The organism is Ferrovibrio sp., from assembly GCF_036381655.1.
GTDB lineage: Bacteria > Pseudomonadota > Alphaproteobacteria > Ferrovibrionales > Ferrovibrionaceae > Ferrovibrio.
In genome coordinates this window covers 63,499-88,866 of record NZ_DASVCJ010000065.1, presented here as the reverse complement: position 1 = coordinate 88,866, position 25,368 = coordinate 63,499, and the positions used below count along the sequence as shown (strand labels likewise).

General features: G+C 64.9%; 22 protein-coding genes and 1 tRNA gene. 11 read left to right on the top strand and 12 right to left on the bottom strand.

Annotated elements, in window-relative coordinates; translation table 11 throughout:
- The first annotated feature begins 10 nt into the window (after nt 1–10).
- From VF194_RS14185 to VF194_RS14160, 6 genes are all read left to right on the top strand, one after another.
- Nucleotides 11–535, top strand: a complete 525-nt coding sequence (locus VF194_RS14185) for a hypothetical protein (protein WP_330891831.1) — start codon at nt 11–13, stop codon at nt 533–535.
- On the top strand, nt 532–957 hold the full coding sequence (locus VF194_RS14180) for a DUF1924 domain-containing protein (RefSeq protein ID WP_330891830.1): 426 nt from the start codon (nt 532–534) through the stop codon (nt 955–957). Before VF194_RS14185 ends, VF194_RS14180 begins: the two co-directional genes overlap by 4 nt.
- Nucleotides 954–1,436 carry a cytochrome C gene (locus VF194_RS14175; protein WP_330891829.1) on the top strand — a complete coding sequence of 161 codons (483 nt, stop codon included), beginning with the start codon at nt 954–956 and terminating at the stop codon, nt 1,434–1,436. Before VF194_RS14180 ends, VF194_RS14175 begins: the two co-directional genes overlap by 4 nt.
- A gap of 100 nt (nt 1,437–1,536) precedes the next feature.
- Nucleotides 1,537–3,141, top strand: coding sequence for a class I adenylate-forming enzyme family protein (locus tag VF194_RS14170; protein ID WP_330891828.1), 1,605 nt, complete (start codon nt 1,537–1,539; stop codon nt 3,139–3,141).
- A 111-nt stretch (nt 3,142–3,252) separates the two neighbouring features.
- Nucleotides 3,253–3,699: a PPC domain-containing DNA-binding protein gene (locus tag VF194_RS14165; protein WP_330891827.1), complete on the top strand. Its 447-nt coding sequence runs from the start codon at nt 3,253–3,255 to the stop codon at nt 3,697–3,699.
- Nucleotides 3,700–3,709: 10 nt separating this feature from the next.
- Nucleotides 3,710–4,705, top strand: coding sequence for an SDR family oxidoreductase (locus VF194_RS14160; protein WP_330891826.1), 996 nt, complete (start codon nt 3,710–3,712; stop codon nt 4,703–4,705).
- Here VF194_RS14160 and VF194_RS14155 read toward each other — a convergent pair.
- The 12 genes from VF194_RS14155 to VF194_RS14100 form a co-directional block, all read right to left on the bottom strand.
- Nucleotides 4,702–7,584 carry an FAD-binding and (Fe-S)-binding domain-containing protein gene (locus VF194_RS14155; protein WP_330891825.1) on the bottom strand — a complete coding sequence of 961 codons (2,883 nt, stop codon included), beginning with the start codon at nt 7,582–7,584 and terminating at the stop codon, nt 4,702–4,704. The genes VF194_RS14160 and VF194_RS14155 overlap by 4 nt on opposite strands.
- A gap of 9 nt (nt 7,585–7,593) precedes the next feature.
- Nucleotides 7,594–8,673 (bottom strand): enolase C-terminal domain-like protein, encoded by a 1,080-nt coding sequence (locus VF194_RS14150; RefSeq protein ID WP_330891824.1) that lies wholly within the window; start codon nt 8,671–8,673, stop codon nt 7,594–7,596.
- A gap of 16 nt (nt 8,674–8,689) precedes the next feature.
- Nucleotides 8,690–10,444, bottom strand: a complete 1,755-nt coding sequence (locus tag VF194_RS14145) for a thiamine pyrophosphate-dependent enzyme (protein ID WP_330891823.1) — start codon at nt 10,442–10,444, stop codon at nt 8,690–8,692.
- 126 nt (nt 10,445–10,570) lie between these two features.
- Entirely contained in the window at nt 10,571–12,424 is a 1,854-nt protein-coding gene (locus VF194_RS14140) for a glycoside hydrolase family 15 protein (protein WP_330891822.1), read from the bottom strand.
- Nucleotides 12,425–12,554: 130 nt separating this feature from the next.
- Complete coding sequence (locus VF194_RS14135) at nt 12,555–13,289, bottom strand: RNA polymerase sigma factor (protein ID WP_330891821.1); 735 nt, start codon at nt 13,287–13,289, stop codon at nt 12,555–12,557.
- Between the two features lie 26 nt (nt 13,290–13,315).
- On the bottom strand, nt 13,316–13,744 hold the full coding sequence (locus tag VF194_RS14130; RefSeq protein ID WP_330891820.1) for a cytochrome c family protein: 429 nt from the start codon (nt 13,742–13,744) through the stop codon (nt 13,316–13,318).
- A gap of 47 nt (nt 13,745–13,791) precedes the next feature.
- The gene (locus VF194_RS14125) at nt 13,792–14,373 is read right to left on the bottom strand and encodes a ferritin-like domain-containing protein (RefSeq protein WP_330891819.1); all 582 of its coding nucleotides are present in this window, start codon (nt 14,371–14,373) and stop codon (nt 13,792–13,794) included.
- Between the two features lie 87 nt (nt 14,374–14,460).
- Nucleotides 14,461–15,063 carry a GTP cyclohydrolase I FolE gene (gene folE / locus VF194_RS14120; protein ID WP_330891818.1) on the bottom strand — a complete coding sequence of 201 codons (603 nt, stop codon included), beginning with the start codon at nt 15,061–15,063 and terminating at the stop codon, nt 14,461–14,463.
- Between the two features lie 132 nt (nt 15,064–15,195).
- Nucleotides 15,196–15,270 (bottom strand) — tRNA-Gln (locus VF194_RS14115).
- A 381-nt stretch (nt 15,271–15,651) separates the two neighbouring features.
- Nucleotides 15,652–16,551: a 4-(cytidine 5'-diphospho)-2-C-methyl-D-erythritol kinase gene (locus tag VF194_RS14110; RefSeq protein WP_330891817.1), complete on the bottom strand. Its 900-nt coding sequence runs from the start codon at nt 16,549–16,551 to the stop codon at nt 15,652–15,654.
- A 3-nt stretch (nt 16,552–16,554) separates the two neighbouring features.
- Nucleotides 16,555–18,330: a tetratricopeptide repeat protein gene (locus VF194_RS14105; RefSeq protein ID WP_330891816.1), complete on the bottom strand. Its 1,776-nt coding sequence runs from the start codon at nt 18,328–18,330 to the stop codon at nt 16,555–16,557.
- Nucleotides 18,331–18,334: 4 nt separating this feature from the next.
- Entirely contained in the window at nt 18,335–19,996 is a 1,662-nt protein-coding gene (locus VF194_RS14100) for an electron transfer flavoprotein-ubiquinone oxidoreductase (RefSeq protein WP_330891815.1), read from the bottom strand.
- A gap of 152 nt (nt 19,997–20,148) precedes the next feature.
- Here VF194_RS14100 and VF194_RS14095 point away from each other — a divergent pair, with 152 nt between their 5' ends.
- From VF194_RS14095 to VF194_RS14075, 5 genes are all read left to right on the top strand, one after another.
- Complete coding sequence (locus VF194_RS14095; RefSeq protein ID WP_330891814.1) at nt 20,149–20,991, top strand: uracil-DNA glycosylase; 843 nt, start codon at nt 20,149–20,151, stop codon at nt 20,989–20,991.
- Nucleotides 20,988–22,244: an MCT family MFS transporter gene (locus VF194_RS14090; RefSeq protein ID WP_330891813.1), complete on the top strand. Its 1,257-nt coding sequence runs from the start codon at nt 20,988–20,990 to the stop codon at nt 22,242–22,244. The genes VF194_RS14095 and VF194_RS14090 overlap by 4 nt, the downstream gene beginning before the upstream one ends.
- A 69-nt stretch (nt 22,245–22,313) precedes the next feature.
- Nucleotides 22,314–24,131, top strand: coding sequence for a lytic transglycosylase domain-containing protein (locus VF194_RS14085; RefSeq protein ID WP_330891812.1), 1,818 nt, complete (start codon nt 22,314–22,316; stop codon nt 24,129–24,131).
- Between the two features lie 12 nt (nt 24,132–24,143).
- On the top strand, nt 24,144–24,725 hold the full coding sequence (gene moaB / locus VF194_RS14080) for a molybdenum cofactor biosynthesis protein B (protein WP_330891811.1): 582 nt from the start codon (nt 24,144–24,146) through the stop codon (nt 24,723–24,725).
- Nucleotides 24,726–24,836: 111 nt separating this feature from the next.
- Nucleotides 24,837–25,286, top strand: a complete 450-nt coding sequence (locus tag VF194_RS14075; RefSeq protein ID WP_330891810.1) for a GNAT family N-acetyltransferase — start codon at nt 24,837–24,839, stop codon at nt 25,284–25,286.
- Nucleotides 25,287–25,368 lie beyond the last annotated feature (82 nt).

The window sequence follows — 25,368 nt, the reverse complement described above, 5'->3', positions numbered from 1 at the left end:
GAGCATCATCATGCCAAGGACCTTCATGCGTAAGCACGGTTTCGTTCTGCTCCGCCTATGGCACGCGCTGTTGGCGGGCAGCTTCCTCGTTGCCTATCTGACGGCCGATGAGGACACTTATGCCATGCATCTTTTTGCCGGTTACGTGGTGCTGGCGGCCATCGTTCTGCGCCTGCTGGCCGGGTTGCTGGCACGACCGGGCAACCCTTTCCACATACCGCGCCCCAGCCTGACGGGAACATTGGCCTGGTTCGGCAAGCGCCGGGGCCGCAATCCGTTCTTCGCCTGGTTCGCCGTGGCTCTGCTGGGCGTCGTCGGCGCCGCGGCCGCCACCGGTGCGATTGCCGATTTCGTCACCTGGATCGAAGATCTGCATGAAGGCCTGGCGCAGGCCTCGCTGTGGGTGATCTTCGGCCATATCGCCTTCGTAATCGTGCTCTATAACGGCCGCGGGCTGACGAACCGGGCAAAAGGGTTGGCCCAGCGCCTTTTGGAGTCTGTTCCCCGCAAGAGCCAGGGGGAGGTTCGGCCATGACTCTCCCTCGTATCGCCCTGGCCGCCGTCGCCGCGATTGCGATCCCGCTTGCCGCCATGGCCGCCGATGCGGACCGGTCGGCGATCCTGAAGCGATATGCCGATCTGGCGCGGGCGGCGGATTCCGGCTTCGCCGGGTTCTCGGCGGCGCGCGGTGAAACGCTGTATCGCACCACTTGGGCGGGCAGCGATGCGCGGACGCCATCTTGCATGTCCTGCCACACCAGCGATCCGAAGCAGCCAGGCCGCAATGCCAAGACGGGACGTCCGATCGACCCCGCCGCCGTCTCGGTCAATCCGCAGCGCTACACCGATCTGACCGAGGTGGAGAAGCATTTCGCCCGCGACTGCAAGAGTGTGCTAGGGCGTGACTGCACGCCGCAGGAGCGCGGCGATTATCTTACCTTCATGATCGGACAATGACGATGGGACAGTTCTGGATGCCAGGCGCTCTCGGCCTGCTTGTGCTGATCTTCAGCACCGCAGGGCATGCCGGAGGCAAGTTCGTCGCCCCGGTGACCGATGCCGCAACCCAGAAGGCGTGCGGGGAATGCCATACGGCCTTTCCGCCCGGCCTTCTGCCGGCCCGCTCCTGGGCCGCATTGCTCGATGATCTGAGCGATCATTTCGGCGAGGATGCTTCCTTGTCGATGGATCAGGCCGCTCATATCAAGGACTATCTCGTCACTCATGCCGGGGATGCGCCGGGTGGGCAGGGTCTGCGCGAATTCATGCGTTGGGTCGCGCCGTCCGGCAAGCCCAGGCGGATCACCGAGAACCCGGCCTTTCTGCGCAAGCATGACTTTCCGGCGCGGGTCTGGCAGGCCCCCGATGTCGTGACGAAATCGAATTGCCAGGCCTGCCATGCGGGTGCGGCGCAGGGCTGGCTCGACGACGATTGATCAGGCGAATCGGCTGTTTCCAAAACGACCCTCCCGGGCTATGTCTGATCCCATAGCGGTCCAGCATCCGCACAGAAAAGCAGAGCCTGGGAGACGTACCGTGCAGTGGCAACTGAAGCCTGACATCCGCATCCGGCATGAAGTCCTGTTTGGTGATCGCGTCGTACGCTGCTTCGCCGGCCGGCCGGCACATACCTATGCAATGTTCGCCGCCACGGTTTCGGCACGACCCGAGGCCGAGGCGCTGGTCTGCGGTTCGGAACGGCTGACCTATGGCGCATTGGCCGAACGCGTTGAGGAGATTGCCGGGGGGCTGGCTTCAGCCGGCGTGAGCAGCGGCGACCGGGTCGGCATGCTGCTGGGCAACCGCGTCGAATTCGTCACCGCGCTGCTGGCGATCTTGCGCCTCGGTGCCGTTGCCGTGCCCATCGGCACGCGTCTGCAGACACCGGAGATCGCCTATATTCTCGATTATGCCGGCGCTGTCGCCCTGGTTCACGAGGCTACGCTGGCATCGCGCCTGCCAGATGCTGCCGATCTGCCGCACCTCAAGCGCCGCTATGCCGTCGGCGGCGCATGTGCCGGCTCCGAGCCGTTCGAGAGCCTGCTGTCGGGGCAAGCCGCGCCGCCATTCAAGGACCCGCCGGAAGAGGCGGTCGCGCTGATCCTTTATACTTCCGGCACCACCGGGCGGCCGAAGGGCGCGATGCTGTCGCATGTCAACATCGTGCATTCGGCTCTGCATTTCTGCTACTGCATGGACCTGACGCCGCAGGACCGCACGCTGCTGGCGGTGCCGGCAAGCCATGTGACGGGCGTGATGGCGGTGATCATCACTGCCTGGTGCGCGGGCGGTGCGGTGATCATGATGCCGGAATTCAAGGCGGCGGAATTCCTGAGCCTGGCGGCACGGGAAAGGCTGACCCACACGATCATGGTGCCGGCCATGTACAATCTCTGTCTGCTGCAGCCGGATTTCGACCGCTACGACCTCTCGACCTGGCGGGTCGGCGGCTATGGCGGCGCGCCGATGCCGGAGGCGACGATTGCCGCCCTGGCGGAGAAATTGCCGCAGCTTGGCCTGATGAATGCCTATGGCGCCACCGAAACAACCTCGCCGACCACGATGATGCCGGCCCGGTTCACGCCGGGCCATTCGGACAGCGTCGGCCTGGCATTGCCCTGTGTCGATGTCATCGTGGCGGATGCCGATGGCCGCGAAGTGCCGCCTGGCGAGCCGGGCGAGATCTGGATTCGCGGTCCCATGGTGGTGCAGGGCTATTGGAACAACCCCGAGGCGACGGCGCAGTCGTTCACCGCCGGCTTCTGGCATTCCGGCGATATCGGCTCGGTCGATGCCGATGGCTTCGTGCGGGTGTTCGACCGCGTCAAGGATATGATCAACCGCGGCGGCTACAAGATTTTCTCGGTCGAGGTCGAGAATGTGCTGAGCCATCATCCCGGCGTGCTGGAAAGTGCCGTCGTCGCCAAGCCCTGCCCGGTCCTGGGCGAGCGGGTGCATGCTTTCGTGAGCCGCAAACAGGCCGATGTGACGGCCGCCGAGCTGCAGGCTTTCTGTGCGACGCGGCTGGCGGATTACAAGGTGCCGGAAAGCTTCACCCTGCTGGACGAGCCGCTGCCGCGCAATGCCAACGGCAAGCTGCTGAAGCGCAGCCTGCGCGACCAGGTCGTCGCTGCAAGCTGAGCCGCCGGGCAAATCACCGCTCCCGCGGCCTGATCCTCTGCGCCATCTTCTTCGGAACCCTGTCCCGCCTGTGAGGTTTTTGTAACGGGCGCATTACCGAGGAGAAGTTCCATGCAGAGCAGGTTGTTGCACCAGGTGGAAGGACAGCGCACGTTCGCCGTGGTTCTGGAGCAGGATGAGGAGGTCACGGCTGCTCTGCAGATTTTCGCGCGGCAGGAGGACCTTTCGGCGGCGCAATTGACCGGCATCGGCGCGTTCAGCGATGTCGTGCTGGCCTATTTCGATTGGGAAAAGAAGGATTATCGGAAAATCCCGATCCATGAGCAGGTCGAGGTGGCTTCGATGATCGGCGACGTGGCGCTCGCTCCGTCGGGAGAGCCGGCGCTGCATGTCCACCTCGTGGTCGGCAAGCGTGACGGCACGGCGATGGCCGGGCATCTGTCCGAGGGCCATGTGCGGCCGACCCTGGAGGTCATCGTCACGGAGACGCCGGCGCATTTGCGCAAGAAGGTCGATCCGAGTTCCGGCCTGGCATTGATCCGCCCCAATGAAAGCTAGGGGTGCCGCCATGAAGACGATAGCCATTACCGGCGCCGCAGCCGGGGTCGGCCGCGCTACCGCGCATCGCTTCGCCCGTCCGGGGCGGCAGATCGCCCTGATCGCCCGCGATGCGACGGCATTGGAGACAGTAAAGGCGGAAGTGGAGGGGCGTGGCGCAAGGGCTCTGGCGCTGCCGCTGGATGTCGCCGATGCGGCGGCCGTCTCGCAGGCGGCCGAGCGCATAGAGCAGGATCTCGGGCCGATCGACGTCTGGATCAACGACGCGATGTTGACGGTATTTTCGCCATTCAGCGAAATGACTGCGGAAGAATTCCGCCGCGTTACCGAAGTGACCTATCTGGGCTATGTCCATGGCACGATGGCCGCCCTGTCCTACATGCGCCGCCGCAATCGCGGCGTGATCGTCCAGGTCGGATCGGCCCTGGCCTATCGCGGCATTCCCCTGCAGGCCGCCTATTGCGGCGCCAAGCATGCGATCCGCGGCTTCACGGGGTCTTTGCGGACCGAGTTGCTGCGCGAAGGCAGCGGCGTCAAGCTGACCATCGTCGAGCTTCCCGCGGTCAATACGCCGCAATTCGACTGGGCGCGGACGCATCTGCCGCGCCGGCCACGGCCCGTGCCGCCGGTGGTGCAGCCCGAGGCGGTGGCCGAGGCGATCTTCCATGCCGCCAACAGGCCCTGCCGCGAATATTGGGTCGGCTGGGTCACGGTGGCCTCCATCCTGGCGAACATGGTCTGGCCGGGATGGATGGACCGCTATCTCGCCAAGAATGCCTTCGCCGAACAGCAGACCGAAAAGGCGGTGCGGCCCGAACGGCGCGACAATCTCGAACAGCCTGTAACGGATCTGCATCGCACCCATGGCCGTTTCGACGACGAATCCTCGCCTTCGGCGGTTGTCTTCGATGCGCAGCTGGTGCGTCTGGCAGTCATTGCCGCCGGCGCCGGCCTGTTCTTTGGCCTGGGTCATCTTTGTGGCCGGTCTGGAGGCCGGCGTTCCTAGGACGCGCTTTGGCGTTGCGCCATGCGCAGGACCTCGGCGAGGTGCAGGGTGCGGCGCACGCTTCCCTGTTCGATCTGCTCGCGGCAACTGAAGCCGTTGGCGATGACGAGGACATCGTCGTCGAGCGCCCGCACCGCCGGCAGCAGAGTACGTTCGCCGATCTTCATGGCCACTTCGTAGTGATCGCGCTCGAAGCCGAAAGAGCCAGCCATGCCGCAACAGCCGGAATCCAGGATGCGATAGTCGAGCCCGAGGGCATCCAGCATCTTCCGCTGGCCGGCAAGCCCGAGAACCGAACGATGATGGCAATGCGTATGTACGACGGCCCGGCGCCGAAGCCGGGGCGGCCGATAATCGTTGCGCGTCAGGAAATCGCCGAGCAAGAAGCTGTTCTCGGCCAGCTTCCGCGCCGTCTTGTTTTCCGGGAAGAGGTTGAGCATCTCGTCGCGGAAGACGCTCATGCAGGCCGGCTCCAGGCCGACCAGCGGCGTGCCGGCCTCGACCTCGGGGCCGAGCGTTGCGAGAATTTGCGAAAGCTGCCGGCGCGCCAGATCAAGCATGCCCCAGGCGTAGAGGGGGCGGGCGCAGCAGAGCACTCTTTCGGGCAATACGACCTCGAAACCGGCCCGTCCCAGGGCTTCAGTGGCGGACATTGCCGTTTCCGCGTGGAAATAATTGTTGAACGTGTCGGGCCAGAGCAGCACGCGATTGCCGCCGCTGCGGCGATAGCCGCGCCGGCGGAACTGCTCGCGGAAAGGTTCGCGGGAGAAGCGCGGAACCCGCCGCTGTGGCGCCAGGTCACCAGCCCATTTGGCGATCTGGCTGACGCCGGGCGTTTGGCCGATGAAATTGGCCAGTCCGGGCGCCACGCCGGCGGCGCGGCACCACCAATGGATCAGGCCCATCGACCAGGCGGCGCGAGGGCGCAGCCGGCCGCCATAGTAATGCGAGAAGAATTCCGCCTTGTAAGTCGCCATGTCGACATTGACGGGGCAATCGTGCCGGCAGCCCTTGCAGGCCAGGCAGAGGTCGAGTGCGTTGCGCACGGCTTCGCTGCGCCAACCTCCATTCAGCGGATCGCCTTGCAGCATCTCGAACAGCAGGCGGGCGCGGCCGCGGGTGGAATGCTGCTCCTCGCGGGTCGCCATGTAGCTCGGACACATCACGCCGCCGCCATGCCGCCGGCATTCTCCCACTCCGACGCAGCGCAGCGTGGCGTGAGAGAAATCACCGCCATCGGCAGGAAACTGGAAAACTGTCGACTGCTTGTCGCGATGAAAACCGGCGCCGAGGCGAAGGTGGGCATCCGGCGCTGCCGGCTGCGGCATTTTGCCGGGATTCATCTTTCCGGCCGGATCCCAGATATCCTTGAATTCCTGGAAGGCCTGGATCAGCTCCGGTCCGAACATCTTGCTCAGCAGCGGTCCGCGTGCCTGGCCGTCGCCATGTTCGCCGGACAGCGACCCGCCATATTGCACGACCAGGTCGGCGGCATCGTCGAGGAAGCGGCGGTATTTGTCGATCCCGGCTTGGCTCGTCAGCTCGAAATCAATGCGCACATGGATGCAGCCGTCGCCGAAATGGCCGTATATTGCGCAATCGTATCCGTAACGCCCGAGCAGCTTGCGGAAGTCGCGCAGATAGCGGCCGACCTTCTCCGGCGACACGGCTGCATCTTCCCAACCGGGCCAGGTGGGCGGCTGGCCTGGTACCCAGGCGGTGGCGCCCAGCCCGGATTTACGGATTTCCCACAGCCGCGCCTCGTCGGCCATGTTGGTGTAGCTCTTCATATGCGGAGCGTCGGGCCGCCGGCCCAGATCCTCGCACAGCGCCTTGACCTTCTCGGCGGCCTCTTCACGGCTTTCGCCGCCAAGCTCGACCAGCAGCCAGCCATTGCCCTCCGGCAGAAGCCCCAGGTCTTCGGCATGCAGCGGTTTCTTGCGCATGTAGCGGATCAAGCGGTCGTCCAGACCCTCCAGGCCCAGCGGTTTGTAGCGCAGGATGTCCGGCACATGATCGCCGGCACTGAAGACGTCCGGGTAGCCGAGCACGGCCAGGGCGCGACCGGGTGGGCTATGCACCAGGCGCAGCTCCGCCGCGAGCACCAGGGCGCAAGTGCCCTCCGAGCCGACCAGGGCGCGCGCGACGTTGAAGCCCTTTTCCGGCAGCAGATCGTCGAGATTGTAGCCGGAGACGCGGCGCGGAATTTTCGGAAAGCGGGCGCGGATGAACTCGGCGTAGCGGTCGCGCAGGCTTTTCAGGCGGCCGTAGATTTCGCCTCGGCGGCCGCCGGCTGCAATGATCTGCTCCAGCTCGGAGTCTGGCGTCGGCCCCACCCACATGCGCAGGCCGTCATAGGTCAGGATCTCCAGGCGGTTCACGTTATCCGCCGTGCGGCCGGACATCACCGAATGCACGCCGCATGAATTGTTGCCGATCATGCCGCCAAGGGTGTTGTGGTCGTGGGTGGAGGGGTCGGGGCCGAAGGTGAGGTGATGGCGTTCCGCCGCCTCGCGCAGGTCGTCGAGCACGCAGCCGGGCTCCACGATCGCCGTCTTCCGTGCGGAGTCGATCGATTTCACCGCGTCCAGATGACGCGACATATCGATCACCACCGCCGTATTGCAGCATTGGCCGGCCAGGCTGGTGCCGCCGCCGCGCGGCAGGAGCGGGGCATCATATTTTCGACAAAGCGCGACAGTCGCGATCACGTCCTCGACGGTGCGGGGCTGCACCACGCCGATGGGCACTTGCCGGTAATTTGAGCTATCCGTCGCATAAAGCGCGCGGCTGCCATTGTCGAAGCCGACGCTGCCGGCGATCGCCTTCTGCAGATCGGCGGCCAGCCGTGTGCGGGCCCCGTCGTTGAATTCCGCCATCTCCGCCTCCTAGACCGCAAAGGCCTCCATATCGGCCTCGCGCAGAACCAGGCCGAAGCCGGGCTGCGATAGATCGGGCTTCAGCGCGCCGCCATCCGGCACCGGCGCGCCATCGAAGATCATCCGTTCGATCCGGACGTGATCGTGAAAATATTCCAGATGGCGCAAGCGCGCAGCGGCGCAACAAAGCGGCAAATGCAGGGCGGGAGCGGTATGCGCGGAAAGCGGGATGCAGAACGCATCTGCCAGGGCGGCGGCCTGCAGGAAGCCGGTAACCCCACCGCAGCGGGTCGCGTCCGCCTGCAGCACGTCGACTGCTCCGGCGTGCAGCATGCGGCGGAAATAGTTCACATCGTAGCCGTACTCGCCTGCTGCGATGTCCATGCCGGCTGGCGCCTGTTGGCGCAGCAGATGCAGACCGTCCAGATCATCGGACGGGACCGGCTCCTCGAACCAGGTCACGTTCTGCGCAGCAAAGATTTCGGCTTGCGCCAGCGCCTGCTTGCGGTCATAGGCGCCGTTGGCATCGACAAAAAGCGCGACCTCCGGCCCGACCGCCTCGCGGGCAAGACGCACCCGCTCGCCATCCTGTTCGGGGTGGCTGCCGATTTTCATCTTCACCTGCCGGATTCCGGATTGCGCCCAGCCCTGCAACTGCTGCGTTAGCTGCTCGGCTGAATAGGAAGTGAAGCCGCCGCTGCCGTAGATCGGCACCGATTGGTGCAGCACCCCCAGCAAGACGGCGAGCGGCAGGTCGAGCAGCCGTGCCTTGAGATCCCAAAGCGCGGCATCGACAGCGGAAATCGCAGCGGCGCATATTCCAGGCCGGCCCAGGTTGCGCACCGCCCTGACCATTGCCGCCCAGCTACGGCCCGGCGCCATCGGATCGCTGTTGGCAGCGATGGCCGCGAGCTTGGTATTGATCAGTTCAGCCGCCGCACGATCGGTGTAGGTATAGCCCAATCCGACCTGACCTTGGCAGCGGGCCTGCACCACGACGATGGTCGTCGCGGTCCATTCCAGGGTGCCGTCCGCCTCCGGGGCGTCGGTCGGGACGGTGAAGGCGCGGGCGGCGACGCTGTCGAGCATGGCGCATCGCGCCCGATCAGACCAGCTCGCGTACCCGGTCGGAGAGCACCGTCAAGGCGATACGGCCGGCATGCGGCGTACCGCGCGCCAGGGCCTCGGCGAAATGCTTGGCCTGGGTCATGTCGGTCTTCGGCGGCATCGGCGGCTCATGCGGGTCGACCACCGCCTCGATGATCGCCGGTCCCGGATCGTTCAGCGCCTGCTCAAGGATGTCGCCGCAACTGGCCGGATCTTCGATGGTATAGCCTTTGCCGCCGCAGGCCCGCGCGTAAGCCGCAAAATCGATCGGCTGCAGGTCGCAGCCGAATTCCGGGTTGCCGAGAAAGACCATCTGCTCCCATTTGATCTGGCCGAGGCTGTTGTTTTTCACGATCACGACCTTGACCGGCAGCTTGTATTTCACGCAGGTGGCGAACTCACCCATCAGCATGGTGAAACCGCCATCGCCGACAAAGGCGACCACCTGGCGTTCCGGATAGGCAACCTGGGCGGCGATGGCATAAGGAAAGCCGTTCGCCATGGTCGCCAGGTTGCCCGACAGCGTGCACATCTGGCCACGGCGGACCGGCATGTGCCGGGCATACCAGGTGGCGATGGTGCCCGAATCCGAGGTGAATACGGCATTGTCGCGTAACCGTTTGCCCAGCTCATGGGCAACCACCTGCGGCTTCATCGGCTTGGCCTGACTGGTGGCACGCTCCTCCATGCGTTTATGCCACTTCTGCATGCCGAGCTTGGCATCGTCGAGAAAGTCGCGCGAGGTGTTACGGCGCAGCAGGGGGAGCAGGGCGGCGAGCGTTGTCTTGGCGTCGCCGAGCAGCCCGGCATCGACCGGATAGCGCAAGCCGATCCGCTGCGGGTCGAGGTCGATCTGCACGCAACGCGCCTGGCCGGGCTTGGGATAGTATTCGATATAGGGAAAGGTGCTGCCGACGATGAGCAGCGTATCGCAATTTTCAAGGGCTTCCTGCGACGGTTCCGTACCGAGCAGGCCGACCGAACCAGTCGTATAGGGGCTGTCATCCGGCACCGCCATTTTGCCCAGCAGCGGCTTGCCAATCGGCGCGGCCAGCAGTTCGGCGATCCGTTCCAGCTCTTCCCCGGCGCCGATCGCGCCGCGGCCGGCCAGGATCATCACTTTCTTGCCGGCATTGAGGATATCGGCGGCGCGCTGCAGGTCATGCTGATCCGGCGCGCCCGAGCGACGCACCATTTTCGAGGAGTTGTGGCCGGGCACATTGCGCTTGGAGGTTTGCGCCGGATCGAACTTGGCCTCCTGCCAGTCGACCGGCACGGTCAGATGCGCCACGCCCCGATAGGACAATGCAGTGCGGCAAGCCAGATCGGCGGCATTCTCGATATGAGCCGGCCCCATCACGCGGGTGTTGTAGACGGCGACATCCGTGAAAAGCTTGTCGAGCTCGACATCCTGCTGGGTATGGGTGTGGATCAGGTCGTGAAACTGCATGCCAGTGATCGCCAGCACCGGCACGCCGTCCATCTTGGCGTCATAAAGCCCGTTGAGCAGATGCACGCCGCCGGGGCCGGAGGTGGCGAGGCAGCAACCGAGCTTGCCGGTCCATTTGGCGTAGCCGCAAGCCATAAAGGCTGCGGCCTCTTCATGCCGCACCTGGACGAAGCGGATCTTGTCCTGGCGCTTGCGCAGCGCCTCCATGATGCCGTTGATGCCATCGCCAGGCAGACCGAAAACGACCTCCACGCCCCATTGGTGAATCGTGTCGATAAGAATGTCGGACAGAGTTTCGGCCATTGTATGCCTCCATGCCGCCAGGCAGATTGCCTGGCGCTCCCAGCGCTGAACACGGAATATCCAGGATCGTTCCAGGCATATTGCCGCAGGCCTGACTGGGCGGGCATAACCGGATGAGAAGGCGGACTATCCCGCATCAGCGGGCGGATTGTCTCCCGTGTCTTCCTCTTCCTTGGCCGCGACCTCTGCCGACCGCCGCGAGGCGCTTGCCCTCGATCGTGACGCCAGGTTGTAGGCGGTGCCGATCAGCGCGACATGCGAAAATGCCTGGGGAAAATTGCCGAGCTGGCAACATGCGATCGGATCATACTGCTCGGCGAGGAGGCCAACGTCGTTGGTCAGCGACAGCAGATGGCGGAACAGGTTCTCCGCATCGGACCAGCGGCCGAGCATGGCGTAATTGTCCGCCAGCCAGAAGGTGCAGGCAAGGAACGCGCCTTCCCCGGGCGGCAGTCCGTCAATACCGGTCTCCGAGGAGTAGCGGCGCACCAGACCGTCATGGACCAGTTCCCGTTCGATCGCGGCGACCGTACCCTTCACGCGCCGATCCTGCGGCGGCAGGAAGCCGACCAGCGGGATCATCAGCAACGCGGCATCCAGTTCCTCGCCGCCGTAATGCTGAACAAAGGAGCCGATCTCCGGATTGAAGCCCTGGGCACAGACATCGTCATGGATGGTGGCGGCCAGCGCGCGCCAGCGTTCGACCGGGCCATCCAGCCCGAATTGCTCTATGGCCTTGACGGCGCGATCCGCCGCAACCCAGGCCATGACCTTGGAATGCGTGAAGTTCCTTGTCCGCGCGCGGACTTCCCAGATGCCGAAATCCTTCCGCCGCCAGTTCGATTCCAGGAAATCGAGCAGTACCTTCTGGACCTCCCAGGCATTCTTCTCCGACTGCACCTGATGCTTCCTGGCGCCGTGGAAGACGTCCATCACCTCGCCATAGACATCCAACTGCAACTGCGTATGCGCATCGTTGCCGATCAGCACCGGCTTGCTGCCCTTGTAGCCGTCCAGCCATGGTATCTCGCGTTCGTGCAGATCGCGCTCGCCGACAATGCTGTACATGATCTGCAACTGGTCCGGCTTGCCGGCTATGGCACGCAGCAGCCACTCGCGCCATGCCGCGGCCTCGGCGTCGAAGCCGGACTGCAGCAAAGCATAGAGGGTGAAGGTGGCGTCACGCAGCCAGCAAAGCCGGTAATCCCAATTGCGGATGCCGCCAATGCGTTCCGGCAGCGACGTGGTCGGCGCCGCGACGATCCCGCCCGTGGGCTCGTAGGTCAGCGCCTTCAGCGCGCAAAGCGAACGGACCACGTGATGACGCCACGGCCCGGTATAAGTGCAACGTCCGATCCAGCCCGTCCACCATGTCTCGGTCTGCTGTAACGCCTGGTAAGGGTCCAATCTTCCGGGCTCCGGTTGATGCGACCTGGTCCAGGACAGCATGAATGGCAGCGATTGGCCTTCGCTCACCTCGAAGGAGGCCAAGGTGCGGTCGTTTTCGCCATGGGTTTCGGTCGGGGAGTGCAGGAAGACCGCATCCGGCCCCGCAATCGCGTGAATGCCGCCGTTGCTTTTCGTCACCCATGGCACGATATCGCCATAGCCGAAGCGGAAGACGGCCTCCATGCGCATCGGTACCTTGCCCTGACGGCCGGTGACGATGCGGAACAGGTCGACGCGGCGCTCGTCGGCCGGCACCGGCATGAAGTCCGAAACGGTCACGCGGCCGGCTTCGGTGGTGAATTCCGTTTCGAGGATCAGCGTGTCGTCCCGATAGCGGCGCTTCACTTCCGTGATGTCGCAATCCGGCTGCAGCAGCCAGCGCCCATTCTCCGGCTTGCCGACCAGGGCGGCGAAGCAGGCCGGAGAATCGAAGCGCGGCAGACATAGCCAATCGATCGACCCGTCGCGGCCGACAAGAGCAGCGGTGTGCAGATTCCCGATCAGGGCATAGTCTTCGATCGCGAGCGGCATTTCGTCCCATCGGAAAAGACATGCCGGGTGGCAGGCATCCCGTCCGGAAAACCGACGGTAAATCAGGAACCGAGCCGCTGATCGATTGTTCCGCCAGATATGGCTTTCTGACCCGTGTTCAGCCGAAGTTCTAGCGGCCTTCTTCCGGGAGGGCCGGCAGCAGGCCCTCGGTCCGGAGCCGCCGCACTACGCGCTCGGCCATATCCACGCAGCGCCACCCGTCGAAGGGAAACAGCTCCGGAAGTGCCGCGGCGAAACGCTTGTCGAGCGCGGCGCGGATAAGTTTGCGTGCGCGATGCAGCCGGGTCTTGACGGTTTCCGGCTTGATCGAAAGATGCGCCGCAACATCCTCGGTGCTCATCTCTTCGACATCGCGCAGGATCAGCACCATCCGGAACGGCTCCGGCAGCTCGTCGATGATGTGTTCGAGAAGGCTGCGGATCTGCTCGCGCGCCAGTTCGGTTTCAGGATTGGCCGAAGCCTGCGTCAGCGGAAACATGATGATGGTCCCTTCGCTCTGCGTGGCGGCGGCCCTGTCGAGTTCCGTCAGTGCACCGGATGCGCGCTTGCGGCGCAGCCGGCCCAGTGCCTCGTTGAGGGCGATCCGCGTCAGCCAGGTCGCCAGGCTCGATTCGCCGCGAAACCCGTCGAGCTTCGTGAATGCGCGCATATAGGCTTCCTGCACGGCATCCTCGGCTTCGGCATCATCGCGCAGCACAGCGCGGGCAGTGCGGAACAGGCGCCGGTTATGGCGCTGGATGATGACGCGCACGGCCGCTTCGTCGCCTCGCCGGGCCAGATCGACCAGCGCGGTATCATCGTAGGCGGAAAGGCTATCGAGGCGTCGTTGTGCTATAGCCTGCATGATGGGCTGCTCCGGGTTAAATGTTATCACCGATGCGGCTGATCACCACCATTCGCACCGGCAGGGCATTTCTTCGGATCCCGCGTGGCGCTGCGCAGCCACGCAATCAGATCCGCCCGCTCCTGGGCGTCCCGGATGCCGGCATAACCCATTTTGGTACCCGGCAACGCGGTTAGCGGATTGGCGAGAAACCGGTCGAGGCTTTTCTCATCCCAGATGATGCCCGACTTGGCCATGGCGCGGGAATACGCATAGCCCGGGACGCTGCCGGCGCGACGGCCAAACAGGCCGCAATGTTTCGGGCCGGTGCGGTTGCGCTCCAGGGAGTGGCAGGCGATGCAGCGCTGATAGATCTGCTCGCCGCGTGCCGGATCGCCGCTTGCGGCGCGGGCGGGGGAGGTTGCCAGGATCGCCGCGGCGACAGCGGCTGTGGCGTAGATGCGGATGGCCGACACGGCGAAATCGGCAGGCGCCGGCGCGTTCGCAGCGCCTGCCTTGCCTTTCACGACACGAAGGCCACTGGCACCGGGTCCTGCCCCAGCGCCTGTCGCAGCACCGCCCAGTGCATGGCTTCATCGCCCAGAATGGACGCCGCCGCCTTGGCGAGTTCGCGGTTCTGGAGGATCGGGACGGCGCCGAGATAGGCGCTGACGGCGCCTTTCTCGAGGCCGGCCGCGAAGGCGAGCACATCGGTCTGGCTCTTCAGCTTGTCGGTGGGGAAGGAAAACGACTTCGGCGGCGCGACCGGCGTGCCGCCAAGCTGCTTGATGGTTTTGGCCAGGGTTTCCACGTGCTGCTTGTGATGGCCCTGGAACTGGACGGCCAGGGCCAGAACCGGCTTTTGCAGCAGGCCGCTATCGGCGCCGAGCTGATAGGCGGCGACGGCTTCCTGCTCGGCGCCAAGGGCGGAGTTCAGGATCGTCACATCATTCGACGTGGCGGCATGGGCATTGGCGACGGCGAGACCGTCATTGCCGGCAAGCAGCGCGATGGCGGTTGCCGACAGGGTGATCTTCGTCGCACCGGTGAGAAAGCTGCGCCGGGGGAGTATGGCAGCTTCATTCGGGGTGTTTACGGAAAGCATGTCGTCCCTCCATATGGGGCATTTCCAACGGGCGGTTATCGTCCGTCGCAATCATTGGATGGCGGCATCGTCGGAAGGTTCCCGATTTCATAACGCCAAGGACGACAGAAATTCCCGGCGCAGATCGGCATCCTCGCGGAAGCTGCCGAGCAGGCATTTCGTCACCATGCGCGCGCCGGCTGCGCAGACGCCGCGCGAGGTCATGCAGCCATGATCGGCTTCGATCACCACCGCGACGCCGCGCGGCTGCAACGCCACATCGATGGCATTGGCGATCTCGTCGGTGAGGCGCTCCTGGATCTGCAGGCGCCGCGCGCAGGCCTCGACCACCCGTGCCAGCTTGGAGATGCCGACCACCCGGTCTACCGGCAGATAGGCGATATGGGCTTTGCCCCGGATCGGGGCCATATGATGCTCGCAGATCGAATGCAGCGGAATATTGCGCAACTCGACCGGCTCGCGATAACCGCCGATTTCCTCGAAGGTGCGCTGCAGGAGCGCGATCGGGTCCTCGTCATAGCCGCGGAACCATTCCCGATAGGCGCGCACCACGCGGGCGGGCGTATCCAGCAGGCCTTCGCGGCTGGGATCATCCCCGGCGAAGCGGATCAGCGTGCGTACGGCCGCCTCTGCTTCCGCAACACTCGGACGCGGCTCCGCTTCGTCGAAATCCTCGAGTGGTTTGACCATGGCATCCATCGGCAGGGCTCCTCCTGTGAGCGATATGCCATTGGATGCGGCTGGCGGGATTCGGTTCCCGGAAATCTGGCTTTTAGGCCAGATCATGCGGCTCGGCGGAGGGGATTTCGGGCAAGCGAAAACTGGCTGGGGCGGGAGGATTCGAACCTCCGAATGGCGGTACCAAAAACCGCTGCCTTACCACTTGGCGACGCCCCAGCGAAGCCCGATGGAATGGGCCTGTCGGCTCCGGCGCGGCACCGAAGCGGGGCGGAAGATAATCGCAGCCGCGAGGCTTTTCCAGTCTTTAAGCTTGGCTAAAAGCGGCAGTTTTCATGGATTCTAGTCGGCCTTTTTCCCGGCTTGCACGCGGCCGGCGGCCGATTTCGTCAGCCCAGGCCTTTCGGAGGCGAGCCGACCAGGATTGCCACCGCCAGGGAGGCGGCGATGAACAGAAGGAAGATGACGATATCGGATTTGGCTGACATGGATCGCCCTCGACCGCGTCATTGGCTGATGATCAAAAGCCTTCACGATGCAGCGGCGGAATTCCTGCGCCCTGATCTTTCCCGGTCACGTATTGAAACTATATTCCGCTGCTTATCCGGCCGCCGTGGCGACGGCCCACCATTTCGGATGGGCGCGCTGGATGTTGCGGGCAGCGAACTGCGCTTCGCGCGCCGTGGCGAACAACCCGAAACAGGTCGCACCCGAACCGGACAGCCGCGCCAGCAGGCAGCCGCTCTGGGCCTGCAGGGCGGCAAGCACCGGGTCGATCTCGGGCGCCAGAAAGCGCGCCGGCGCCTCCAGGTCGTTCTGCCGGGCACGGAGCAGGATGGCGAGATCGGCGGCGCTGGCCGGACGGCGTTCCAGCGGCCGCGCTGGGCTGTAGCGGCCGCCGAGCGCGGCGAAAACCTCCGCGGTCGAGAGCGCCACCCCCGGATTGGCCAGCACCAGCCAGATCGGCGGCAGTTCGGCTAGCGGGACGATGATCTCGCCGATACCCGTCATCATGGCGGCGCGGCCGAACAGACAGACCGGAATGTCGGCGCCCAGCCGGGCAGCCAGCCGGGAGAGGGCTTCGTCGTCGATCTCGATTTGCCACAGTGCCCGCAGCAGATGCAGTGCCGCCGCGGCATCCGCCGAGCCGCCGCCGATGCCGGAGGATACCGGCAGCATCTTCGTCAAGGTGAAGGCGGCGCCCGCGGGACTGGCGCCGGGCGGTCGCAGCGGTTCGAGCAGCCGGGCCGCCCGCAAGACCAGATTGGCGTCACCGGCTTGCTGCAGGCCTGCCGCGTAAGTCCCCTCTACGGTCAGCGACACGGCGTCGGCTGGCACAACTACCAGCCGGTCGCAGGCGCCATCGTCCTGGGCGAAGACAACCAGGCTTTCAAGTTCGTGATAGCCGCCATGCTCCATATTCGCCGGCCGCCTGCCGGTGACGTGCAGGAACAGATTGACCTTGGCCGGCGCCAGCCGGCTTAAGCCTGTTCCCGCCATGGGTCAGTTCTTGGAGGCGACCGGATTGAGGCCGCGATCCAGTTTGCGCTGCACCTGCACGGCGAGGTCGTGATCCGGCTTGAGGCCGAGCGCCCGCCGCCATTGGAAACGGGCCTCTTCTTCGCGCCCGACCCGCCAATAAGCGTCGCCGAGATGGTCGGTGATCACCGCATCGCCGCCTTTGAGTTCAACGGCGCGCTCAAGCTGCACCACCGCTTCCGCGTAGCGGCCCTGGCGATAGAGCGCCCAGCCCAGGCTGTCGACCACGGCGCCGTCATTCGGGCGCAGTGCCACGGCGCGCTCGATCATCTGGGTGCCGCGCTCGATGTTGACGTTGCGGTCGATCCAGGAATAGCCGAGATAGTTCAGCACCAGCGGCTGGTCCGGTTGCAGCTCCAAGGCCTTCAGCATATCGGCTTCCGCCTGCTGCCAGTTCTGCGCGCGCTCGTTGGCGACGCCGCGGCCGAAGAAGATCGTCCAATGCCGGGTTTCGATTTTCGGAATTCGCGCCAGCGCCGCCGTGTAGTCCTTCACCGCGGCCGACCAGTTCTCCATCTGCCGTTCCATATCGGCCAGCGTAAGCAGGGCACGCGGGCTGGTCGGGTCGGTCTTGACGATATTGCGCAGAATCCGCTCCGCCTCTTCGGTCCGGCCCAGTTCGTTGATGCACCAGGCACTGCGCAACTGGGCGCTTTCCGCGTAAGCCGAAGCGGGCGAAATCTTGGAATAGGTGGCCAGCGCCTCATCCCATTGCTCGCGGCTCTCATAGATGTCGGCCAGCAGCATGCGGGCATCGTCGAGGTCGGGACGCAGGAAAAGGGCCAGTTGCAGATGCAATTCGGCAAGTTCGCCGCCGTCGCTGCGGCCGAGTGCCGAAGCAGAGGCGAACATCGCTTCCGCCAGCCCATCGACGGCATTGCCGAGCAGCGGTTCCGCCGGATGCGCATTTGGTGTGTTCAGCATGCGCAGCGCATGCTGCAGGACCGGGTTGTCCGGATTGAGCGCCATCTGCTCCGTCAGCAGGCTGCGCGCTTCGTCGCGCCGGCCCTGCCGCTCCAGGAACCGCGCATAGGCATCGACCAGTCGGGTGCCGGCCCGCTCGCGGCCTTCGATGGCCCGGCGATAGGCGGCAGCCGCGGCATCCGTCTGGCCCAGCAAATCAAGCAGCAGCGGCTTCAGATGGGCATGCACGCCGGACAGCAGCGGATGCCGTTCCAGCTTGTCGAGATTGGCGATTGCCTGATCGGCCTCGCCCTTGCCGGCATAGGCGAAGGCGCTGAGCAGCGGATTGAAGGCGGCATTGATGCCGCCCGACGGGCCTTCGTTGACCAGTTGCAATATGCCGTCGTAGTCGCGCGCCAGCATCATCGCCGAAGCCTGCGCCATGCGCGGCAGGTAGTCGGCTGAATTATGCGCGCGCAGCGCCGGCGTCAGCGTCACCGCCTCGGCGACACGGCCATCGGCGATGAGCGTCAGAAAGGCGCCTTGCGCGAGCAGCGCGTTATTGGGGTCCTCCTCAAGCGCGCGCAGGTAATACTTCGCCGCCGTGGCATTGTCGTTCAGCAGGCGCGCATGGCGGGCGGCCAGGAAGTTGCCATAGGGGGAATCGAGTTCGTAGCCGCCGCGGGAGGAGCCCGACGCCATATGGCCATCGCCGGCGCCGCAAGCCGAAAGCGGCAGCGCAAGGGCGAGCGCCAAGGCGGCGGGCAGGAATGGCCGCCGCGATTTCCTGTGGCGGAGGCCGGGGCGGAAGAAGAGGGCGGCTTTGTCGATCTGCATGGGCTCACATATTGGGGTAGTTCGGACCGCCGCCCCCCTCCGGCACGGTCCAGTTGATATTTTGCGCAGGATCTTTGATGTCGCAAGTTTTGCAGTGAACGCAATTCTGCGCGTTGATCTGAAAACGCGGATTACTGCCATCTTCGTCACGAAGCACCTCGTAGACGGCGGCAGGGCAGTAGCGTTGCGCCGGCTCGTCGTACATCGGCAGGTTTTTCGCTATCGGGATGGATGGATCCTTCAATTTCAGATGGATCGGCTGGTCTTCCTCGTGGTTGGTGTTCGACAGGAACACGGAGGATAGCTTGTCGAAGCTGATCTTGCCATCCGGCTTAGGGTACTGAATCGGCTTGCAATCCTTTGCGAGCTTCAAGCTTTCGTGATCCGCCTTGTCATGTCTGGCCGTCCAGCCGACCAGGAAGCCAAGGCCAAGATCGTTGAGCCACATATGGATGCCGCCGAGCAGCGTGCCAAGCCACATGCCGTGTTTCAGGGCCGGCTTCACGTTGCGGACCTTGTAGAGGTCCTTGTAGGCCCAGGAATTCAGGAAGGTCTCCGGATAGGTCACCAATTCGTCACCGCCGGCGCTGCCGCCCTTGAGGGCCGCGAAGGCGGCTTCGGCGGCCAGCATGCCGGTCTTCATCGCGTTATGGCTGCCCTTGATGCGCGGCAAGTTGACGAAGCCGGCCGAGCAGCCGATCAGCGCGCCGCCGGGGAAGGTCAGCTTGGGGATCGACTGCAGGCCGCCCTCGTTGATCGCGCGCGCACCGTAGGAGATGCGCTTGCCGCCTTCGAAGAAGTCGCGGATCGAGGGATGCGTCTTGAAGCGCTGGAACTCGTCGAAAGGCGAGAGATACGGGTTCTGGTAATTCAGGTGGACGACGAAACCGACCGCCACCTGATTGTCCTCCAGGTGGTACATGAAACTGCCGCCGCCGGTTTTGCTGTCCAGCGGCCAGCCCTGGGTATGCACCACCAGGCCGGGTCGGTGCTTGGCCGGATCGATCTGCCACAGTTCCTTGATGCCGATGCCGAACTTCTGCGGATCGATGCCGTTGCGCAGATTGTATTTCGCCATGATCTCCTTGGCCAGGGAGCCGCGCACGCCCTCGGCGACGAAGGTGTATTTGGCGCGCAATTCGACGCCCGGCGTATAGCTCGGCTTCTTCTCGCCGTTGCGCCCGATGCCCATATCGCCGGTCGCAACGCCGACCACTTCGCCATTCTCGCCATAGAGCACTTCGGCTGCGGCGAAGCCGGGGAAGATCTCGACGCCAAGCTCTTCCGCCTGCGCCGCCAGCCAGCGGCAGACATTGCCGAGCGAGACGATGTAATTGCCGTGATTGTTCATCAGCGGCGGCAGCAGAAGATTCGGGATCGGAATATGATTGGCTTCGGTCAGGATCCAGAAACGGTCCGTGGCGACCGGCGTATTCAGCGGCGCGCCTTTTTCCTTCCAGTCGGGGATCAGTTCGTTCAGCGCGATGGGATCGACCACCGCGCCCGACAGGATATGGGCGCCGACCTCGGAGCCCTTCTCGATCACGCAAACCGAAACGTCGTGGTCCTGCACGGCAGCAAGCTGCTTCAAGCGGACCGCGGCGGCGAGCCCGGCCGGGCCGGCACCGACGATCACCACGTCGTATTCCATCGTTTCGCGTTCCATCGCGGGGCACCTCTGCTTCTGGTCTTTTTTGTCGTCAAACCTCCCGGCTTGACGCTGCCTGCCTGCTTACCAGACTATGGGAGGCAAGCCAACGGCGCCGCCTTGCCGTACCGTCAGGCGCCGCCTTGATTTTGAAAGACTTTTTCCAACCGATGACCGCAACGCAAACCGCCGCTGTCCCGCCCAGTCTGCTCGATGTCCTGCTCTTTTATGTAGAGGCAGGCTGCGACGAGGCGATTGGCGATCGGCCGGTCGACCGCACCAGCCTGTTGCCGCCGAAGCCGGCTGCCGCTGGGGGGGCGCCCCGACCGCAGACGACGCCGGCTCCTGTCACGCCGGCGCAGGTCATGCCCAAGCCTGCCGCCGCCAATCCCGCGCTGCTCTCGGCCCAGGCGGCGGAAAGCGCCGCCACCCAATTGGCGGCCGCCTGCCATTCGGTCGCCGAACTGGAGGCGGCCATCAAGGGCTTCACCGGCTGCGCGCTCAAGGCGACGGCAACCAACACGGTGATCGCGCGCGGCAATCCGAATGCGCCGCTGATGATCATCGGCGAGGCCCCGGGCCGCGACGAGGATGCCCAGGGCGCACCATTCGTGGGCGAGAGCGGCCAGTTGCTGGATAAGATGCTCAAGGCCATCGGCCGCGACGAAAGCAACGTCTATATCTCCAATGTGATTTTCTGGCGTCCGCCGGGCAATCGCGATCCGTCCTCGGAGGAAATCCTGGCTTGCAAGCCCTTCATCGAGCGGCTGATTGCGCTGTGCCGGCCGAAGGTGATCGCCTGCGCCGGCAAGTTCGCCGCCGCGACATTGCTGGGGACGACCCAGGGCATCACCCGGATCCGCGGCCGCTGGCAGGAATATTGCCGGGACGACCTCGTCATTCCGGCCATGCCGCTGCTGCATCCGGCCTATCTGCTGCGCCAGCCCGGCGTGAAGCGCGAAGCCTGGCGGGACATGCTCACCTTGGCCGCCAAGCTCGAAGAGATGTCGTGAGCGACGCCAGTCTGCATCCGCCCAGGCCGACAGTTTTCTACGGTTGGGTCGTCGTTTTCGCCGCCTTCCTGGTAATGCTGACCGGGTTCGGTGCCGCGTATACCTTTCCGGCCTTCTTCGATCCGCTCAGCGAAAGCTTCGGCGCGACCCGCGGCACGGTTTCGCTGGTCTTTTCCCTGGCCGGTTTTCTGTATTTCCTTCTGGGCGCCGTCAGCGGCCCCCTGGCTGACCGGCTGGGGCCCAGGCCGGTCGTCGGTTTCGGCCTGGCTTGCGTTGGCCTTGGCCTGATCGCCGCTAGCTTCGCCGACAGCCTTGCCGCGATCGTCGTTTTCTATGGGATCGGCATCGGCTTGGGTGTCGGCTTTTCTTATGTGCCGGCGATCGGCACCGTACAGCGCTGGTTTCTGGCCAAACGCGGTCAGGCCTCGGGTTGGGCGGTGGCCGGCATCGGCATCGGTACGATGGCGGGGCCGCCCGTCGCCGCCTGGGCGATCGAGCATCTGGGCTGGCGCGGCGCCTATGTCGCTTTCGGGATCGCAGCGCTGGTGCTGGGCGCGGTGGCGACGTTTCTGCTGCGCGGCTCCCCGGACAGCATGGGGCTGCAGCCCGATGGCGTGCCTGTGCCGGATCATAAGGGGCCGCGCGGTGGGACGGCCCGCCCCGAAGAGGTGCCGGGCCTCGCTCTGGGCGCAGTGCTGCGCCATCCGGCCTTCTGGCGGCTCTATGGCGGTGCCGCGCTGGCCTGTTTGGGCACCTTCGTGCCGTTCGTCCATCTGGCGCCCTTCGCACAGGATCAGGGCTTGAGCCATCTGGAGGGGGTCTGGCTGGTCGGGCTGATCGGGGTCGGCTCGACGCTGGGCCGCTTCGTCCTCGGCGGACTGGCTGACCGGCTGGGGCGAGGCAGGGCGCTCGGCCTGATTGTACTGCTCACCGGCCTAACCCTGCTCTACTGGCTGGTGGCGGTGGGGTTCTGGGCGCTGGCCGTCTTCGCCCTGGCTTTCGGCCTGTTCTATGGCGGCTTTGTCGCCCTGGTGCCGGCCTTCACCACCGACCTCTTCGGCCTGCGCGCCGCTTCGGCCGTAATCGGAGTGCTCTATACTTCGGTGGCGTTTGGCACGCTGCTTGGCCCGACCCTGGCCGGGTGGGCCTTCGATACGACCGGCAGCTATATTTGGCCGATCGTGATCTGCGCCATCGGCTGCATGCTGGCGGCAGGGATCATCGTGCGGCTGCCGCATCGAATCTATTCGTAATTTTCTCTACTTAAGATTGCATTTCGGATTCCTTGTTCCTTAACCCGACATGGGGTATGCGGAACGGTGATGCGGAAAGTAACGATCATCGCCACGCTGCTGGCAGCATTCATTTTGGGGGGAGGGCAGGCCAGGGCGCAGGGCGACCCGCAGACCGCCGATTCCCAGACCGTCGATTCCCAGCCCCAGGATGTCGACCTGCCGGTCATCCTGAGCGGCAGCGACCTTGAGCATTACCAGCGGATTTTCTCGGCGCAGGCGGATGCCGATTGGCAGCAAGCCGACAAGGAAATCCGCAAGCTCAAGAACAAGATCTTGCTCGGGCATGTGCTGCATCAGCGCTACATGCATCCGACGGCTTATGTTAGTTCCTTTGCCGAGCTTTCCGATTGGCTGAAGCATTATCGGGACGAGCCCGGCGCCGAGCAAATCTACGCCCTGGCGATGCGGAAGAAGGGCCGCAAGCAAAAGGCGCCGCTGCCGCCGATTGGCGTCGATCTGGGTGATTACAGCAACAATGATCCGGGCCTCGTGGCCACGACGCGGCGGCAGCCGCAGCTCAAGGAGCGCGAGCCGGCCCATTCCCATGCGATCGCGCGGGCCGAGAGCCAGTTCAACAGCCTGCTGCGCCGCGACCGGCTCAAGGACGCGGAGGCCTTGCTCGCCCATGCCGATATCAGGAAGCGGCTCAGCGCGTCGGAGTACGACGACTGGCGCCGCCGGCTGGCCTGGCTTTGGCTCCTGGACGGCGAAGATGCCAAGGCGCTCGATCTCGCCTCGGCCGCCGCCGAGCGCTCGCGCGCCAGAGTGCCGGAAGCCGATTGGATCGCCGGCCTGGCGGCTTGGCGGCTCGGCCGCTACGACAATGCCGGGCACCATTTCGAGAATCTGGCTTTCTCCAGGCAGGCGACATCCTGGGACCGCTCTGCCGGCGCCTGGTGGGGCGCGCGCGTGATGCTGCGCCTGCGCGAGCCCTCCGAGGCGATCCGCCTGCTCGAGATCGGCGCGCGCGAGCCATACACCTTCTACGGTCAGCTCTGCCTGAGCCAGCTCGGCGGCGACGAGCCCTTCTCCTGGACGCCGCCGCCGCTCGATAAGCGCGAAATCCGCAAGCTGACGGCGATTCCAGCGGTGCGGCGTGCGCTGGCGCTCAGCGAGGTGGGCGAGGCGGTCCGCGCCGATCGCGAAATCTCGCGGCTGTTTACCCAGTCGAACGACCAGCTCGCGGCGGCCTTGCTGGGCCTGGCCAGCCGCATGCAGGCGCCGGCCTCGTCCATGCGCATCGGCATCGCCTGGTACAATGTGAAGGGCGAGAATTACGACCAGGCGCTCTATCCGCTGCCGCCCTGGGAGCCCGATGACGGCTTTGTCGTCGACCGCGCGCTGATTTTCGCCGTCATGCGCCAGGAAAGCGCCTTCAATGCCCGGGCGATGAGCGCGGCCGGCGCCGCCGGCCTGATGCAGCTCATGCCGAATACCGCGGGCGCCGTCGCCGGCGACCGCAGCCTGCGCCACAAGCGCGGCCGGCATAAGCTGTTCGCGCCCGAATACAATATCGAGCTGGGCCAGCGCTATCTGCAGAATCTGCTGCAGATGCCGATGATCAACGGCAACCTGCTGTATCTGGCCGCCGCCTATAACGCCGGTCCGGGCAATCTGCAGCGGTGGCTGCGCGAGACGCCGGATGCCGACAAGGATCCGCTCCTGTTCATCGAGACGATCCCGTTGAGCGAGACCCGCTTGTTTGTTCAGCGTGTCCTCACCAATTATTGGATCTACCGCAGCCGCATCGGCCAGCCCGATACCAGCATTGCCGACGCGGTAATGGGCAACTGGCCGCTCTATCGCCCCCTCGACGGCGATCTGCAGACGGCCAACAGGAGGTAGCGGAGATCAATCATGAGCGACCCGCTCTCAAGCTCCACCGCGGCGATCGGCCCCGACGGCCAGCGTCTTTTCGTGCCGGTACGCATCGCCGTGCTGACGGTATCCGACACCCGCACCGAGCTGGACGACAAGTCGGGCATTACGCTGATCGAGCGGCTGACCGGCGCCGGCCATATCCTGGCGGCGCGCGCCATCGTGCTGGACGATGTCGAAGCCATCCAGAAACAGGTCCGCGCCTGGATCGATGACGAGACGATCGATGTCGTGCTGGCCACCGGCGGCACCGGCGTGACCGGCCGCGACGTGACGCCGGAAGCCTTCGAGGGGCTGTATGAGAAATCCATCCCCGGCTTTGGCGAACTGTTCCGCATGCTCAGCTATCAGAAGATCGGCACCTCGACGATCCAGTCGCGCTGCACGGCGGGGGTGACGCGCGGCACCTATCTTTTCGCGCTGCCCGGCTCGCCCGGAGCCTGCCGCGACGCCTGGGACGGCATCCTGAAGGACCAGCTCGATTACCGTCACAAGCCCTGCAATTTCGTCGAGCTGTTTCCCCGCCTGCGCGAGCATGAGCGCCGTGGCGGCGGGCGGTAACGCAGCCCGCCTGCCGCTAAATTGGCTCCATCGATTTTGCGTAATCTGGTGCTTCACCTGGAGCCGTAATCGGGCTAGTCGGAGGCGATCCAGTTCAGGAATCGCGCATCCATGTCCGATATCGTCATCCGTCCCGTCGCGGCGAGCGACCGTGCCTCCTGGGAGCCGCTGTGGTTCGGCTATCTCGCTTTCTATGAAAAGACCGTGCCGCAGGAGGCCACCGAATTCACCTGGAAACGCCTGCTCGATCCCGCTGACCCGATCGAGGGTCTGCTGGCCATAGAAGCGGGCGGCCGGGCGCTTGGGCTGGTGCAGTATCTGCATCACGCCTCTACCTGGAATGTCGGCGGCAATGTCTATCTGCAGGATCTTTTCGTGGTGCCCGAGGCGCGCGGCAAGCGGATCGGCCGCCGCCTGATCGCGGCGGTCGCCGAGATCAGCCGCGCCAAGGGAGCCGCGGTGCTCTATTGGCAGACCGAGGAGTTCAACGGCCCGGCCCGTCGGCTTTACGAGCGGGTCGCCAAGCGCGCGCCCTTCATACGCTACAATATCGAGCTTTAATCCATTTTTCGCAGTTCTCTCGACGTTCTTGTTTCTTGAAATGTTCTTATAGTCCTGTATGATGGCGGCCGGTGAGGACGCC

Excerpts from the sequence above, each read along its gene's own strand:
- VF194_RS14105 (WP_330891816.1), bottom strand. The coding sequence starts at position 18,330 with ATGCAGATCGACAAAGCCGCCCTCTTCTTCCGCCCCGGCCTCCGCCAC.
- VF194_RS14095 (WP_330891814.1), top strand. The coding sequence starts at position 20,149 with ATGACCGCAACGCAAACCGCCGCTGTCCCGCCCAGTCTGCTCGATGTC.
- VF194_RS14185 (WP_330891831.1), top strand. The coding sequence starts at position 11 with ATGCCAAGGACCTTCATGCGTAAGCACGGTTTCGTTCTGCTCCGCCTA.
- VF194_RS14150 (WP_330891824.1), bottom strand. The coding sequence starts at position 8,673 with ATGCTCGACAGCGTCGCCGCCCGCGCCTTCACCGTCCCGACCGACGCC.
- VF194_RS14110 (WP_330891817.1), bottom strand. The coding sequence starts at position 16,551 with ATGGCGGGAACAGGCTTAAGCCGGCTGGCGCCGGCCAAGGTCAATCTG.
- VF194_RS14145 (WP_330891823.1), bottom strand. The coding sequence starts at position 10,444 with ATGGCCGAAACTCTGTCCGACATTCTTATCGACACGATTCACCAATGG.
- VF194_RS14075 (WP_330891810.1), top strand. The coding sequence starts at position 24,837 with ATGTCCGATATCGTCATCCGTCCCGTCGCGGCGAGCGACCGTGCCTCC.
- VF194_RS14100 (WP_330891815.1), bottom strand. The coding sequence starts at position 19,996 with ATGGAACGCGAAACGATGGAATACGACGTGGTGATCGTCGGTGCCGGC.
- VF194_RS14125 (WP_330891819.1), bottom strand. The coding sequence starts at position 14,373 with ATGCTTTCCGTAAACACCCCGAATGAAGCTGCCATACTCCCCCGGCGC.
- VF194_RS14085 (WP_330891812.1), top strand. The coding sequence starts at position 22,314 with ATGCGGAAAGTAACGATCATCGCCACGCTGCTGGCAGCATTCATTTTG.
- VF194_RS14155 (WP_330891825.1), bottom strand. The coding sequence starts at position 7,584 with ATGGCGGAATTCAACGACGGGGCCCGCACACGGCTGGCCGCCGATCTG.
- VF194_RS14175 (WP_330891829.1), top strand. The coding sequence starts at position 954 with ATGACGATGGGACAGTTCTGGATGCCAGGCGCTCTCGGCCTGCTTGTG.
- VF194_RS14165 (WP_330891827.1), top strand. The coding sequence starts at position 3,253 with ATGCAGAGCAGGTTGTTGCACCAGGTGGAAGGACAGCGCACGTTCGCC.
- VF194_RS14160 (WP_330891826.1), top strand. The coding sequence starts at position 3,710 with ATGAAGACGATAGCCATTACCGGCGCCGCAGCCGGGGTCGGCCGCGCT.
- VF194_RS14135 (WP_330891821.1), bottom strand. The coding sequence starts at position 13,289 with ATGCAGGCTATAGCACAACGACGCCTCGATAGCCTTTCCGCCTACGAT.
- folE (WP_330891818.1), bottom strand. The coding sequence starts at position 15,063 with ATGGTCAAACCACTCGAGGATTTCGACGAAGCGGAGCCGCGTCCGAGT.
- VF194_RS14180 (WP_330891830.1), top strand. The coding sequence starts at position 532 with ATGACTCTCCCTCGTATCGCCCTGGCCGCCGTCGCCGCGATTGCGATC.
- moaB (WP_330891811.1), top strand. The coding sequence starts at position 24,144 with ATGAGCGACCCGCTCTCAAGCTCCACCGCGGCGATCGGCCCCGACGGC.
- VF194_RS14140 (WP_330891822.1), bottom strand. The coding sequence starts at position 12,424 with ATGCCGCTCGCGATCGAAGACTATGCCCTGATCGGGAATCTGCACACC.